Annotated in this window: 11 protein-coding genes; all 11 read right to left on the minus strand. The window is 62.5% G+C overall.

Features of this window, described 5'->3' with window-relative positions:
• Nucleotides 1-23 precede the first annotated feature (23 nt).
• Nucleotides 24-2384: a tetratricopeptide repeat protein gene (locus ABIE16_RS08655; RefSeq protein WP_429520895.1), complete on the minus strand. Its 2361-nt coding sequence runs from the start codon at nt 2382-2384 to the stop codon at nt 24-26.
• Between the two features lie 233 nt (nt 2385-2617).
• Nucleotides 2618-5131: a fused MFS/spermidine synthase gene (locus ABIE16_RS08660; RefSeq protein WP_429520896.1), complete on the minus strand. Its 2514-nt coding sequence runs from the start codon at nt 5129-5131 to the stop codon at nt 2618-2620.
• A 191-nt stretch (nt 5132-5322) separates the two neighbouring features.
• Entirely contained in the window at nt 5323-6903 is a 1581-nt protein-coding gene (locus tag ABIE16_RS08665; RefSeq protein ID WP_057714984.1) for an arylsulfatase, read from the minus strand.
• A gap of 73 nt (nt 6904-6976) precedes the next feature.
• Nucleotides 6977-8002 (minus strand): HAD family hydrolase, encoded by a 1026-nt coding sequence (locus tag ABIE16_RS08670; protein ID WP_057714983.1) that lies wholly within the window; start codon nt 8000-8002, stop codon nt 6977-6979.
• Complete coding sequence (locus ABIE16_RS08675) at nt 7999-9426, minus strand: hypothetical protein (RefSeq protein ID WP_429520897.1); 1428 nt, start codon at nt 9424-9426, stop codon at nt 7999-8001. Before ABIE16_RS08675 ends, ABIE16_RS08670 begins: the two co-directional genes overlap by 4 nt.
• Entirely contained in the window at nt 9423-11003 is a 1581-nt protein-coding gene (locus ABIE16_RS08680; protein WP_429520898.1) for a VWA domain-containing protein, read from the minus strand. The genes ABIE16_RS08675 and ABIE16_RS08680 overlap by 4 nt, the downstream gene beginning before the upstream one ends.
• Nucleotide 11004: 1 nt before the next feature.
• Nucleotides 11005-11997, minus strand: coding sequence for a vWA domain-containing protein (locus ABIE16_RS08685; RefSeq protein ID WP_159389856.1), 993 nt, complete (start codon nt 11995-11997; stop codon nt 11005-11007).
• Nucleotides 11984-12550, minus strand: coding sequence for a DUF4381 domain-containing protein (locus ABIE16_RS08690; RefSeq protein WP_090455050.1), 567 nt, complete (start codon nt 12548-12550; stop codon nt 11984-11986). The genes ABIE16_RS08685 and ABIE16_RS08690 overlap by 14 nt, the downstream gene beginning before the upstream one ends.
• Nucleotides 12547-13482, minus strand: a complete 936-nt coding sequence (locus ABIE16_RS08695) for a DUF58 domain-containing protein (protein WP_429520899.1) — start codon at nt 13480-13482, stop codon at nt 12547-12549. Before ABIE16_RS08695 ends, ABIE16_RS08690 begins: the two co-directional genes overlap by 4 nt.
• On the minus strand, nt 13479-14459 hold the full coding sequence (locus tag ABIE16_RS08700; protein ID WP_429520900.1) for an AAA family ATPase: 981 nt from the start codon (nt 14457-14459) through the stop codon (nt 13479-13481). The genes ABIE16_RS08695 and ABIE16_RS08700 overlap by 4 nt, the downstream gene beginning before the upstream one ends.
• Before the next feature lie 8 nt (nt 14460-14467).
• Nucleotides 14468-15415 carry a SphA family protein gene (locus tag ABIE16_RS08705; protein WP_429520901.1) on the minus strand — a complete coding sequence of 316 codons (948 nt, stop codon included), beginning with the start codon at nt 15413-15415 and terminating at the stop codon, nt 14468-14470.
• Between the last annotated feature and the right edge of the window lies 1 nt (nt 15416).

Genomic DNA, 15416 nt, shown 5'->3' on the forward strand with positions numbered 1-15416 from the left:
CTCGCTCCTACAAGAATCTCCCGTCACTTCAACGCCGGATCCCCCATGTTCATTTTCTTCCAGCCCTGCAACAGCACTTGCGCCTTGGGCTCCTGCCCGTTGTCCAGGTAATACTGGATCAACGACAACCGGGCATTGCGATTGGCCGGCTGCACCTTCAACAGCCGTTCCAGTTCGGCGCACGCCTGGTCAATCTTGCCGCTGTCATGCAGGGCCACTGCCAGCACATAGCCGAACTGCCCGCTCTGGGGTTCCAGTTGCGCGGCCTTGCGCAGGTAAGGCATGGCTTGAGCGGCCTGGCCCGCACGAATCAGCGCCAGGCCTTGGGTGTGTTGCAACAGGCCAGAGTCGGGGTGGTCCTTGAGGCTTTGCGCCAGCAGGGCATGGGCTTCCTGACTGCGACCGTTGGCCTCCAGCCATTGCACCAGGGTGACCAGTGCCGGGTAGAAGTCCGGATCGCGCTGCAGGGCGGTACGCAGCAAAGCTTCGACTTCTGCGCTGCGACCATTGGCTTGATAGAGCATAGCCAGGTTCAGGTTGGCCTCGGCACGCTCGGCCAGACTTTTTTGCACCGCTTCGTACTCGGCAATGGCGGCATTCCAGGCGTCTTGGGCGCTGCCCAAGCCATTGCGTGCCGCGCTGAGCAGGTCCCGGGCGACGGCGATGCGTACAGCCCGCACCGGGTCACTCAGCAACGGCGTCAGCAATGGCGCGCGCTCCGCTGGCGGCAGGAAGGCGCTGACCGCCCGCACCGCGCTCTCGCGGACTTGTGGCGCCGGGTTGCCCAGGTCCCTGGTAGCCAGTTTCAACGCCTGTTCGCTCGGGTACGCCGGCAGTTCGGCCAGCAGCGTCGCGCGCTGAATCGCCGGCAGGTTGCTGCGTTGCAGTTGCTCGAACAACGCCTGCGCGGCGCCGGGCTGGCCGTTGCGAATCAGCCACAGGCTTTCGTCGTAGCGAGGGGCTTGTACCGCGCTGGCGTTGGCGGTGTTCCACAGCTTGAACTGCTCGGTGACCTTGTCGCCGGCCTTGCCTTTGTGGCAGGTCAGGCAGGCGTCAGGCGTACCGAGTTTCTTTGCTCGCTCAGGATTGGGAATGCTGAAGCTGTGGTCATGCCGCAAGTCGTTGCCCATGTAGAACTTGCCGGGCATGTGGCAATCCACGCACTGCGAACCCGGCTGGCCCATGGTGTGGCGAGTGTGTTCGATGGAATCGTAGTTTTTCGCTTGCAGGCCCTTGCCGTCGACGCCTTCCACGGTGGTTTTGCCAGCGGTGTTGTGGCATTGCAGGCAAACGCCGTTGCCGGGTGCCTTCAACTGAGTGCTATGGGGGTTGTGGCAGTTGCTGCAACGCACGCCCTTGTCGAACATTTTGCTCTGGGCAAAGGAGCCGTGCTCGAACACTTCGTCCTTGATCTTGCCGTCCAGTGCGTACAACTCGCGGGTCAGGACGCTCGGCAGGTAGTCATCCATCAGCCGTTTGCCGACCGTGTAGCCATCGTCCAGGGGCGCGCGGCGAGAGTGGCAGCGGGCACAGGTTTCGATTTCGGCGGTGGCGTTCTTGTCCTTGAGGTCGACGGCAAAGCCTACGTGGATCAGGTCGGTTTTCTTCGCGGTCCATTCCAGGTGATTGGACGCCGGGCCATGGCAGGCCTGGCAGCCGACACCGAGGCTGTTCCAGTGACTGTCGAAGGTGTTTTTCGCCGCATCGAAATTGCGCTTGTAACCGGTGGTGTGGCACTCGACGCACATGAAGTTGGCGTTCTGGCTCGGCTTGCTCCAGTGCAACGGGTTCTTGAAGGTCACGCCCTGACCCGGATAGAGGTGAAACCAGCGCTGCTTCTCGGTATCCCAGGCCACGCCGAGGGCCTGGAGCCGGCCTTCGCCGACTTCGATCAGGTATTGCTGCAAGGGGGCGATGCCAAAGGTGTAGGCGACTTTGAAATCGGCATTCTTGCCATCGATACCCGGCGTGTTGACCCAGAATTCGTCGCCTTTGCGCGAGAACACCGTGGTCTCTTTTTCGGCCTTGAAGGTGACGTTGTTGAAGTCGCCGAGCAGGGTGTCCGCGTTGGCTTGCTGCATCGCCAGTTGGTGATGGGAGCCTTGCCAGTCCTTGACCTGCTCGCCGTGGCAGCCCTGGCATTGTTGCTCATCGACCATTTTCGCAGGCTTGACAGCGACCGGTTGCGGTTTGGCCGGTTGCACGCCAGGCGCGCTGACCGGGACTGGTTTGAGCGGCGTCGGTGTACTGCCCAGCAAAAACCAGCCAATACCCGCCACAGCCAGCAGCAGGATGCCGATGGTGACAGGGAACAGATAACGGTTGATCAGGGTCGGTTGCGAATCAGGGTTTGGGGTTGCAGCTTTATTTTTATGCTTCGGCATTACGACTTCCATGGTCCAGGTGCGATTGCCTTGCGGCGCGCGATGGCGCTCGATGGCGCTCGATGCAGCTTTGCCGGATGGTCGGCGTGTGTCAAATGGCATTGTTTTGAGGCTGATGGCCCCATCGCGAGCAAGCTCGCTCCCACAGGTCTTGTGTCGTGCACAAATGTTGTGATCGACACCGAACCTGTGGGAGCGGGCTTGCCCGCGAAGGCGATCTGTCAGGCGCCACGTCACTCCCCGACAAACCACCGGTAATACGGATTCCCCGAATCCCCACGCATCACCTCGCGCATATCCCTGGCCCAAGCGTCACGGTTTCCGTCGTACGCATGCAGGCTCGCCCGATAGAACTGCATCAGGCGTTGTTGCTGGGTGTTCATGCGCTCGATGAACCCGGCGTCGGCGTTCAACACGGCTGACGACTGGTGCAGGGCGAGCAGGGCGGGCAACACGCGGCTGATCTCTTTCGAGCGAACCCAGGGTGCGTACTCGATGCGCGGTTGATCGTCCGTCACCGGTTGCGCATCGCCAGCGAAGCGTTCAAGCCCCACACGATCAGTCACCCATGTTGCGAGCAATGCTGCGGCCGAACCGACGCCGACATCCTGCAAGGTGCTGCGAACGCTGTCCTGCTGGAAGCGCGCGTTGATCTTCGCCGCATCCAGTTCAATCGGCTCCATCGAACCCACCAGCAGCATCTCGTGGAATTCGCTGGTCCACAGGGTCGCGTACGGGAACACGTCGAGGAAGCTGCGCACCAGTGAGCGCGAGTCGTCGATGTTCTGCGTCGGCAGCGGCAGCCATTGGGCGACCAGGCCCTGGTTGTGCAAACGGCTGGCGGCCAATTGATAGAAGTCCCGGGAATACAGGTTGACCACGCCGGCAGCGGAGGGCGGTGGCGGCTCGAGAGTGATCAGGTCGTAGCGCTGCGGATTGCGCAGCAGTTCCTGGCGACCGTCACGCAAGCGCACATCGACCCCCGGATCGGCCGCGGCGTTGAAATTGCCCTTGAACAAGGGGGCTGCCTTGACCACCGAAGGCAGCAGTTCGGCAACCACGCGATGTTCCAGGCCGGGATAGCGGGTCAGGGCGCCCGCGGTGATGCCGGTACCGAACCCGATCACCAGTGCCGAGCGCGGCTCACCGTTGTGGATCAGCAGGGGCAGCAGCGCCTGGATCCGCATGTAGCGCAGGGACGGCATGGCGTCACCGGTATTGGATACGCCCTGAATGTACAAACGCTGGAATGCCCTTTCTCCCTTGCCCTGGGTGACCACGGCGACGGTGCCGCCACGGCCTTCTTCGTAGAACGTAAGCGTGCCATTGCGCGCGCCCGGCAGCAGGCTGGCGAGCTTGTTGACCGGCGTGAACACGGCGAGCGCCAGGGACACCAGGCCGATGGCAATCACCGCCTGACGCCGGCCTTTCTTCACACCATGGCCCTTGCGCACGGCGAGGTACGCGATACCGGCGGCAATCAGCGCCAGCAGGCCCAGGGTCCGTACCAGACCCAGCATCGGGATCAGGACAAAGCCGCAGAGCATCACGCCGACAATCCCGCCAAGGGTATTGAACGCGACGACTTCGCCGACATGGCGCCCCACCTGTTCGCCGCCGACGCTCAAGCGCAGGGCCAAGGGGAACGCAGCCCCCAACAACAGGGTCGGCACAAACACGATGCTCAAGGCAGCCACCGCAAACCGCGTGCTCATGCCAGCCAGTTCACTGCCGCCCAATGACAATACCCAGGATTCGGCCAGGGTCTGGGCGAGCACCAGCCAGCGTCCGAGCAACGCCACTTCCAGCAAGGCAATCGCGCCGGCTGCGGCAATCAGCACGCCGAACACCCCCCAGGGATCGCGCAGGCGATCGACCCGACGGGCCAGCAGCATGCTGCCCAGGAACAAGCCGGTGAGGTAAGTCGCCAGCACCACGGCAAAGGCGTAGGTGCGGGTGCTCATGAATTGCACGATCGATTGCGACCACACCACTTCGTAACCCAGGGCTACACCACCGGCAATGGAATACAGCCACAGGGCCAGGCGGTCGGGGGCTTTTTCAGTGTGATGTTTCACCGGGGCATCGACGGGTGCCAAGCGCTGGCGCTGGAACCACAAGGCCCCTGCGGCGGCCAGCAGGTTCAGCATGGCGGCGGCCAGCGCGCTGCCGCGCACACCGAGGGTGGCAATCAGCACGAACGCGGCGAGCAGGGTGCCGGCGATGGCCCCGGCGGTGTTCGCCGCATACAGCTGCCCGCCGGCCTTGCCCAGGTGTTGCGGGTCAGTGGCCAGGGAGCGAACCAGCACCGGCAGGGTGCCGCCCATCAACAGGGCGGGAATACCCACCAACGCGAACGGCAGCACCCAGGCCAGCAAGCCCACGTGTGCTTCCAGCCAGGCAAACGGGCTGGCCGCCAGGCTCATGGCAAAGGTTGCAGAGACACCGAGCACGGCCACCAGCACTTCCAACCCGGCGTACAGCACAACCGGTTGCTGCATCCGGTCCGCCCAGCGCCCGAACAGCAAGCCACCCAGGGCCAGCCCGGCAAAGAACGCGCTGATCCCGGTGGTGATGGCATAGACCTCGACGCCTACGACCAACGACAACTGCTTGATCCACAGCACCTGATACACCAGCGCCGCGGCGCCGGAGACAAACAGCAGCAGGGCAGGGATCAACAGTGCCGGGGAGGCGACTTGCGGGGCAGGTATGGCCGACGATTTGCTGGCGACACGTGAGGTCATTGCGGATTGCCTTTGCAATTCAAGAAAACTGCGACTGTACGGGCCCCATCTTGGGCAAGCCCGCTCCCACACTGGATCTTCGGTACGACTAAATCCATGTGGGAGCGGGCTTGCCCGCGATTGGGGCCAATACGGTCCCAACTCGGAAACAGTACCGCTCGCCAATGAAGGCGAGCGGCGGTCCAGCGGTCTTACTGTGCAGCTTTCATTTTTTCAGCGATCTTGGCGTCTACCGCAGCACGGATCTGGTCGATGCTGAAGCTGGCCGGTCTCTGGCTGGGTGGATACTCGATGAAGGTCTGCAGGAACGTTGCCGATTTTTCGACGGCTACAGCCGCCAGGTAGACGTTCTTGGTTTGCCAGTCGTAATACTGGTCGGAAACCACGTCGGCACGTTCATACGGGTCCATGCGCAGGTTGAAGATCTTCGGTACGCGCAAGCATACGAACGGTTCGCTCCAGACCTTGAAGCCGCCCGGTGCGCGCTGTTCGCAGAACACGGCTTTCCAGTTGTCGAAGCGCATCGACACCAGCACGCCGTCATCGTTGAAGTAGTAAAACTCCTTGCGCTCACCTTTGGGCGCCTGGCCGGTCAGGTAGGGCAGTTGGTTGTAACCGTCCAGATGCACCTTGAAGTTGGTGCCGCCGGAAGTCGGTGCCCACCCCTTGAGCAGCTTGGTTTTCACGTCGGCATCGCCAGCGGCGGCCAGCAAGGTCGGGAACCAATCCATGCCCGAGAACATCTCGTTGGACACTTCGCCCGGCTTGATCTTGCCTGGCCAGCGGACCATCGCCGGAACGCGGTACGCACCTTCCCAGTTAGAGTTCTTCTCGTTACGGAACGGCGTGGTCGCCGCGTCCGGCCAGGAGAACTGGTTCGGGCCGTTGTCGGTGGTGTAGACGACGATGGTGTTGTCGGTGATTTTCAGGTCATCGAGGGTTTTCAGCAGTTTGCCGACGTCGCCGTCGTGCTCGATCATGCCATCGGCATAATCGTTGCCGGGCATGCCGCTCTGGCCCTTCATCGATTCACGCACGTGAGTGAACAAGTGCATGCGGGTGGTGTTCATCCAGACGAAGAACGGCTTGTCCGCCTTGGCCTGTTTCTCGATGAACGCCTGCGCGGCGGCGGTGGTTTCGTCGTCGATGGTTTCCATGCGCTTGGTGTTCAGCGGGCCGGTGTCTTCGATCTTGCCATCGGCGAAGCTGTGGATCACGCCGCGCGGCGAGTAGGCCTTGACGAACGCGGGGTCGTCCTTGGGCCAGTACGGACGCTCGGGTTCTTCTTCGGCGTTGAGGTGATACAGGTTGCCGAAGAATTCGTCGAATCCGTGGTTGGTCGGCAGGTATTCATCTTTGTCGCCCAGGTGGTTCTTGCCAAACTGACCGGTGGCGTAGCCTTGGGACTTGAGGGCCTGGGCGATGGTGATGTCGCGTTTTTGCAGGCCGACCGGGGCACCCGGCATCCCGACTTTCGACAGCCCGGTACGTAGCGCCGACTGTCCGGTGATGAATGTCGACCGGCCGGCGGTGCAGCTGTTCTCCGCATAGTAGTCGGTGAACATCATGCCTTCTTTGGCAATCCGGTCGATGTTCGGAGTCTTGTAGCCGACCACGCCCATGGAGTAGGCGCTGATGTTGGTCTGGCCAATATCGTCGCCGAAGATCACGAGAATGTTGGGTTTCTCAGCGGCCCCGGCGGTTGCCGAAAACGCCATGACCGTAGTCGCCACCAGGGCGAGTTTCGGTATCCACTTACGTATGCGAGTCATCTGACTGGCTCCTTATGCTCACTTGCGTCGCGTGCTGCGACAAACGTTTATTGCGGTCCTGCGTAACGTCTTTTTATTGCACTTGCTCGGAAGTGGCGGCATCGAACGGGTAGATACGACGCCATTCGGACGCCATGTCGACGACCGTCCAGCCACGCTTGTTTGCTTCGTCCAGGGCCTTGTCCAGACGACCGATCTGCGACTGCCGGTCGTATGCCCATTCGCGTTTGGCGTCGGTGTGATGCACCAGGCCCATGAATCGTTTGCCGGGACCATCGGCGGTCCACTGGAGCATTTGCAAGTCGCCGTCGGAGTTGCCGAAGGCGAGGATTGGCCGACGACCGATCACCGCGTCGATGCTTTCCGGTTTGCCCGGGCCATCGTCGTTGTGGGCCAGTTTCGGTGTGCGCAGGATCGACGCCTTGCCATCCTTGTATTCAAAGCTGGTAACGAAGGTCGTGCCGATAACCTGCTCGGGCGGTACCCCATAGACCTTCTCGGCGAAGGCTCTCATGAACCCGGTGTCGCCACCGGAGACGATGTAGGTCTTGAAGTCTTTGCCGCGCAGGTAGTCGAGCATCTCCAGCATCGGCTGGAAGATCATTTCGGTGTACGGCTTGCCGGTTTTCGGATGCCTGGCCTGACTCAGCCAGGTCTTGGCATAGTCATCGAACGCTTCGGTGGTCATGCCGGTGTGGGTCGCACCGAAGATCTTCAGCAGGCCCTCCATGCCGGTGGCGGCCAGTGCCTTGTGATCGTTTTCCAGCACGGCCTGGAACGGCTGGGTGGTTTTCCATTCCGGGTGCTGCGGCGCGGTGCGTTTGACTTCTTCCAGGGCGAACAGCAACTCGAAGTACATCGGTTGCTCGCTCCACAAGGTGCCGTCGTTGTCGAACACGGCAATGCGGTCCTCGGGTTTGACGAAGTCCTTGCTGTTTTGATCGGTGACCGTCTGCACGAACTCGATGATCTGTTTTTTCGACGGACCGTCGTTCCAGGAGGGCAGTGGCTCGGCTGCCTGCACCAGCAGCGGCAGGCTCAAGGCCAGGGTCAGCAAAAACTTGAAGCCCGGGTGGCGAAACGTCATCGGATTTGTCATGGGAATTCCTTCTCGTGAACCGGGTTGAGTGGGCGCAGGGCAGGTGCGACTGATTCCCTGTCACGCTCGGCCTGACTATGCAGCGTAGACAAGGATTCCCTGATTTGGCGCAGCGCCTGGTCTTTGTCCGGTTCGCGGCCATAACAGGCGCGCAGGAAGGTTTGCAGGCGCGGGCCGAGGCCGGTCAGTTTCAGGCCCCGGCGGCTGCGTCGGGTCCACAGGTACAGGGCGCTGAGTTGCACCGGTTTGCCTTCGATCTGCGGCGGGATCTGCCGCCACGCGTAGTCGGCGGACTCCAGCCAGGCGGCATGTCGGGCGCGGCGTCGGGCTTGCCACTTGAGGTGCGTGCGGTGTACGAGCGGGCGACTGAACCAGCCGAGTGCCATTACCGCCAACACCAGTGTCAATAGTCCGAACCAGTGCCCGGAAAGGTGCAGGCGATTCTGCTGGCCGAGTTTTTTCAGATCTTCGGTGATGGAAAACACCGGCTTGTAGGCGCTGTTGGCCACCGCGTCGAAGGTCACGGCAGGCACCGTGGCCGTGCGGGTTTGCTGGCTGCTGGCATCCCACCATTTGATTTCGACGGATGGCAGGCTGTAGTGGCCTTCGGTGTCGATTCGATAAGTCACGCTGTCGATACGCTGGCCGCCATTGAAGTTGCCGCGACCGTCATCCAGATTGCGGATCTGCGGTGCTTTCGGGTAGCGGCTCAGGCCCTTGATGACATCCTGCGTCGGTGTCGGCAGTGACATGGCCAGGGCACCGTCGGCCTGCAAGGTCAGTTCCCGGGTGATGCTGTCGCCGACCTTCAGCGGCGTGGCCGAATTGACGGTCTTCTGGGTAAACCGCAGCCCTTGAGCCACCAGCACTGCCTCACCGGGCTGGAACCCCGGTGGTTGCGCGGCGTTGAAGTGCAAAGGCTGGCTTTGGGCGCTGAGTTCGTGACTGGCCTGACCCGGTGTGGCTTGTACCGTCAGTGCCGGAATGTCGAAGCCCTGGGCCAGGCTCGGGGTGATCAGGTAGCTGTAGCGCATGCCGCTGAAGGATTGGCCGTCGAAGGTCTGGTTGATGTGCTGGGCATGGCCGTCCGGTGGCATCACCAATGCGCCGGGCAGTTTCAGGTCGGGCAGGGTGGGGGCGCTGGTGAACCAGGAGTCGGTGAAGACATCGAGTTGCAACTTGACCAGGCTGCCGACCATGACGGGGTCGGCGGGTTGCAGGGTGGCCTGGACTTTCAACTGAGGGTCGGCGGCGAATGTGTTGAGGCTGATCAGGCTAATGAGCAGGGCGCAGAGTGTTGTGGTGATTGATCTGGCGCCATCGCGAGCAGGCTCGCTCCTACAGTGGATTTGTGGGGTGCTTGGATCAAATGTGGGAGCGGGCTTGCCCGCGATGGCAGCGACTCGGTCCTGAAGGTAGGTCATGGCTTGACCCCCGCCTGATCCTGCAAGCTGAATTTCTGCTTGAGGAATTTCGCCGGCGATGTGGTGAGATTCTGCAACCATTGCTCATCCGAGGCCGCTTGCTGGGTCTCCACCTTTTTGCTTTGGCCTTTACCCGGCGCCTTGTCCATCTTGATTTCGTCGGGTTTGACCTCTGGCGTGTTTTTCTCGGCGCTTTCGGTGTCTTTCTGCAAGGCAATGGCCAGGGCCAGGTTGGCCGTGGCTTCCGGGAACTGCGGTTGCAATTTCAGCGCCTGGGTATAGGACGCGATGGCCTGATCGAACTTGAAGCGGCGCACGTAGATGTTGCCCAGGTAGAAATACGCCTGCGGTGTATCGAGCCGAGCGAAGCTGGCCAGTGCCAGATCGAAATCGGCGGCGTTGTAGGCGGCCACGCCTTTCCAGTACGGATCGACGAACAGCGCCGCTGCCTGAGGGTAGTGCTCATGTTCGAAGGCCCAGCGACCTTGCTGGTCGCGGGTGAAAAAGGCATCGGTCAGTGCGTTGGCCTGTGCCGGCGCCGGTTGCAGGCCCAGGCTCACGACCAGCAGGAATCCAGCCATCCAGTTCAGGCTCCAGCCCTTGCGTACGCTGAAGAAGGCGAGCAACAACAGCGGCCAGCACAGCCAGTAACCGGCGTCTTTCCAGTGCAATTCGCGCTGCTCGTCACTGGCTGCCTGGAAGTGCTGCTCGGCGTGCAGTTCGATCCAGTCCAGATCGTCATCGTTGAGGGTCAGGCTGCCCAGCGGGGCGTCCAGCGTTGAGGCAAACTGCTTGAGGGCGTCCTGATCGAAGCTGCCGAGTTGCGGGCGACCGTCGCTGTCGGTGCGTGGCTGGCCGCTGGCATCGCGGATGATCCCGCCGTCGCTGCTGCCGGCCGCCAATATCAGCACTTGCAGCGCACTGTCTGCCAGTTGCTTGTCCAGCCCGGCCAGTGCCGAGATGTCGGCGCCATCGGTGATCAACAGCAGGGTGCCGGGCGTTTTCTCGGCGGCGAGCAGGCGCTTGGCCTGATCGATGACCGCGCTGACATTTTTCCCCGGTTTGCTGATCAGGTCGGTGCTCAGGGCCTGAATGAACGTATCGAGCAGCGCCGGGTCGTCGGTGGCGGGCAACACCAGATGCGCGCTGCCGGCGTAGGCAATCAAGGCATTGCGCGAACCGGCGCGGCGCTGGATCAAGTCGTGGAGCTTGTGCTTGACCGCTTCCAGGCGACTGGGTGGAACGTCGCTGGCGTCCATGGAGGGCGACAGGTCGATGGCAATGATCAGCGGCGCACGGTTTTCCAGAAAGTCCGGCCGATCCTGTTCCCAGGTCGGCCCGGCGGCGGCGATGGCGCCCAGTACCAGCAGTGCACATACCAGGTGCACGGGACGCAGGCGTTGCCGGTCCTGCGGGGTGATCAGCAGATGCGGCAGCAGGTGCGCGGCGATGTTGCTGCGCAAGCGCCGTTGCAGGTCCTGGTTGCGCCGCCACAGCAATGGCAGCAATGCGCCGAACACCGCGAGCAACAGCCACAGTGGGCGCAGGAAATGGAAGTCGCTGAGGTTGATGTCCATGTCAGGCTTCCTGCCGTTGACGGGCGAGCATCAGCCGTGGAAGCAGCAGGGCGCCCAGGTGATAAAGCGCCAGCAGGGCAATGGCAGCGCCCAGCGGCCACCAGAACAGGTCGCGTTTGGGCTGGTGGCTGAGGGTTTTCACCTGATGCGGGGTGAGTTTGTCCAGGGTGCTGTAGACCTGATCCAGGGCGTTGCGGTCTTCGGCGCGGAAGAAACGCCCGCCCGTGGCTTGGGCAATGTCCTGCAAGCCTTGCAGGTTGACCCTGGCTTCGCCCTCGGCAGTCGGGTCGCCGATGCCGATGGTGTGAATCACCACGCCTTTGGCCGCGGCCATGGCGGCCGCGTGATCCGGGGTAATGGCGCTGCTGGTGTCATTGCCGTCAGTGAGCAGGATCAGCACTTTTTCCTGCTCGTGGGCCTGGGCCAGCAGTTTCAGGCTCAGGCCGATGGCGTCGCCGATGGCGGTGTTGGGGCCGGCCATGCCGATGCCGGTGTCGTCCAGAAGTAGCGACAGGCTGGCGTGGTCGAGGGTCAGCGGTGCCTGTGGATAGGCACCTGTGCCGAACACGATCAGTCCGATTCGATCGTCTTTACGTTTGTCGATGAACCCGTGCACCACTTCCTTGACTGCGGCCAGGCGATTGATTTTCTGGCCGTTGGCGTCGGTGAAATCGGTGGTTTCCATCGACTGGGAAATGTCGATGGCCAGCATCAGGTCCCGCACCGGCTGCTGGCGCTCGATGGGTTTTTCCACCAACACCGGCCGACTCGCCGCCACCAGCAGCAGTGCCCAGACCAGCAGATTCAGGAGCAATTGCCAGCCGTTGCTGCGGGTGCCGGCCTGGCTCGGTGCCTGGCCGACGGCGCGGCTCATCGCCCCGAAAAACGGTACACGCACGGCGCTGCGCGCTTCGCGGTAGTCGGACAGGTAGCGATAGCCGAACCACGGCAGCGGCAGCAGGATCAGCAGCCAAGGGTAATCAAGCTGCCACATGATGGCGCTCCACCCAGGTTTTGCAGGTGCTGAACAGCTGTTGGCGCTGTTCATTGGGCATGGCCCGCAATGTTGCGTCGGGGGCGTAGGCCAGCAGCGACAGTTGTTGGCTGAAGTCGACGGGTAGCGGCTGTTTACTGTGCCGCTGCAAAAATGCCTGCCAGTCCTCTTTCCCCAACCCCGCTGGAGAGTCCTGTGGGAGCGAGCTTGCAATCAAAGGTGGTGGTGACTGACCGGACGCCATCGCGAGCAAGCTCGCTCCCACAGGTTTTGCGTAAGGCATAGAGATCGCGACCCGTTTGAGCAGCTCCGGAAGCTCACGCAACGCACTCAGGTCATTGCTGCGCTGCTGCAATTCCTCCAGCCGCACCAACGCCTCGCGCCGATAGCGATCGCGCCGCCATTGCCGGTAGCGCCGCGCACCGGTCACCACCAACGTAACGATCAACAACGTCAGCAACGCCCACCACCCCCAGGTTTGCGGTGCATAACTGACCGGCACCGGCAGCGCCATTTCCTTGAGCTGGTCGATGCTCGGGATAGCGGGATTCATCGGCGCCCTCCGGTAAGCTTGCCCAGTTCGGCGCGCAGTTGTTCGTCGGCTTCTGTTGCGGTGCTGAACATCATCAGTGGCACCTGGCTGCGGCGCAGCAAAGTCGCGACATCCTTGAGCCGCCCGCTGAGAAAATCCCCAAGCGGCTGGTGCACCTGTTGCCGATCCACCGCCAGCTCCACCTGCAATTGCCCCTGGGTGACCAGCACGCGGCCGTTTTTCGGCAGGTTAAGCGCCAGCGGGTCATACACCTGCATGGCAATTACATCGTTGTGCGCCGCCAGTTGCCGCATCAGTTGCAAGGTGCGTTCGCCGGCCCCGGCGAAGTCGCTGACGATGCAGATCAGGTGATCGTGACCGGCCACGGCCAGGCAATGCTGCAGGACCTTGTCGAGCTGGTCTTCGCCCTCGGCGTCCGGGTTGGCGGCATTGAGCGCCTGGTTCTGCTGGGCGATGCGGCTGCACAGCGCTTCGATCCGTTTGCGGCTGCGCAGCGGGGCGATGCTGTCGATGCGTTGATCGTTGAAGACCAGTCCACCGACGCGGTCGCCGGCGTTGAACACCATCCACGCCGCCAGGGCGCCGAGCTCGGCGGCGACCGCGGATTTGAAGCTGCGTTGCGAACCAAAGAACATTGACATGCGCTGGTCGACGAGGATCAGCGCCGGGCGGTCGCGCTCTTCGGTGAATGTCCGTACCACCGGTTTGCCGGTGCGCAGGGATGCGCGCCAATCGAGGTGACGCAGGTCATCGCCGGGCTGATAGCGCCGCAGTTCATCGAAGTTCAAGCCCCGACCACGCAAGCGTGAAGCGTGGTTGCCGGCCAGGATGCTGCCCTGGGGCTGACGCGCCAGAAAACTCAGGTCGCGGGCCTTGAACTCCAGGGCCATCAACTGCGCCAGAGAGACATACACCAGGCCGTCGGTGTTCACGCAGGAATCGCCACTTTATCGAGCAGACGGTCGAGCACCTGATCGGCGCTCACACCATCGGCCACCGCGTCGTAGCTCAGTTGCAGACGATGGCGCAGCACCGGGTGCACCACGGCGCGGACGTTGTCCGGAGAAACGAAATCCTGGCCCTGCAACCAGGCGTCCGCCCGGGCGCAGCGGTCCAGACCGATGCCGCCGCGAGGGCTGGCGCCGATGCTGATCCAGCGCCCGAGGTCGGCGTCGTAATCGACAGGGTGGCGAGTGGCGTTGATCAGGTCGATCAGGTAACGGTCGATGGCCGGGGAGACGTGCACGGCACTGACTTCTCGGCGCGCGGCGAACACCACGTCCTGAGACAACGAGAATCCCTGCACCGCAGCGGTCCTGGCGCCGAGGGCCTGTTCTTCTTCGCGCAGCAGACGCAGCACCTGGCTTTCGTTTTCCGCGCTCGGGTAATCGAGCAACACTTTCATCAGGAAGCGGTCCATCTGCGCTTCCGGCAGCGGGTACGTGCCTTCCTGTTCGATCGGGTTCTGAGTCGCTACCACAATGAACAGTTCCGGCAGCGCATGGCTGTTGCCGGCCACGGTGATCTGGCGTTCTTCCATGGCTTCGAGCAACGCCGCCTGGACCTTGGCCGGTGCACGGTTGATTTCGTCGGCGAGAATCAGGTTGCCGAACAGCGGGCCGGGCTGGAAGCGGATTTCGTTCTTGCCTTCGACCTGATGCAGCACCTCGGCGCCAGTGATGTCCGACGGCAGCAAATCCGGGGTGAACTGAATGCGGCTCATCTTCGCGTCCAGGTGTTTGGCCAATGCTTTCACCGTGCGGGTCTTGGCCAGGCCGGGCAGGCTTTCCAGCAGCAGATGACCGTTGGCCAGCAGGCCCACAAGGATTTGTCGAATGGCCTGATCCTGGCCGAGCACGGCTTCGGCGATGCTGGCTTGCAGGGCATTGAGGTCGTTGAGTGCGGTCATGGGGTCTCCTAGAAAAACGCCAGGGTCATATTGATGCTGAAACCATTGCCTTCAGGTCGGTTCTTGGTATCGAACTCCGGGACCCAGCGAGCACTGATATTGGCCTGGGCGTCGGCGAACTTGCCGGTCCAGCCCACTGTTGGGCCAGCGCCCACGGAGCGCCCGCGAAAGCCACTGGTTGCGCCGGATCCGGAGTCATCGGTGAGCTGCTGGATATAGCCTGCCACCATGCCGGCGTTCCAGCCGTTGCCGAATCCGTGGGTCCACAGTGCATCGAGGGTGAAAATGTTGCCGTTGCGATAATCCGTGGCGTCGTTCTCGGTGTAGAACTCCAGGCCGCTCGACAGGGTGAATTCGCCGCCCTTGCCATCCAGGTGGGTGAACGCCACGGTAGGCATGAAGGTGTAATTGTTCTGCCCGGGGTTGGCCAGGCGATCGACGTTGTACGCGCCTGTCGGCACGTAGATCGGTAGCGAGAACGAGATGTGGTTGAGTTCGTCGAAGTGGTAGCCGGCCGCAATCGGGGTCACCAGCATGTCGGCGAACTGGGTGCCGGTGTCCGAGGTGCCCAGGGTACGGCCACGGGGGCCGGTCACGTTGGCGGTGATGTCGGTGTACTGCACTGGCACGCCTATGGCCGAGGCGTAGTTCCAGGGACCCTTGCCGGTGTCCCAGACATGGGTGAAGTTGGCCATGGTGTAGGAAACCTTCATGTCCAGCCCGGTACTGATGGCACCCACGATCGGCACTTGAGCGCTGCCCTTGAGTTCGCCGTCGTACCAGATGCTGGTCAGGGACATGACCCAACCCGGCTCCGGGGGCACGATCCCTGCGTTGGAAAACACTTGCTGCCCGGTGATGGGGCGACCGACACCACCCTCGGCCGCCAGTACCAATGGACTACCGCTGACCATGCACAGCGCCAACAAGGGGCGCACTACGAGAGGCCTGAACATG

The sequence above is a fragment of the Pseudomonas sp. 2725 genome (assembly GCF_050434585.1).
GTDB lineage: Bacteria > Pseudomonadota > Gammaproteobacteria > Pseudomonadales > Pseudomonadaceae > Aquipseudomonas > Aquipseudomonas jessenii.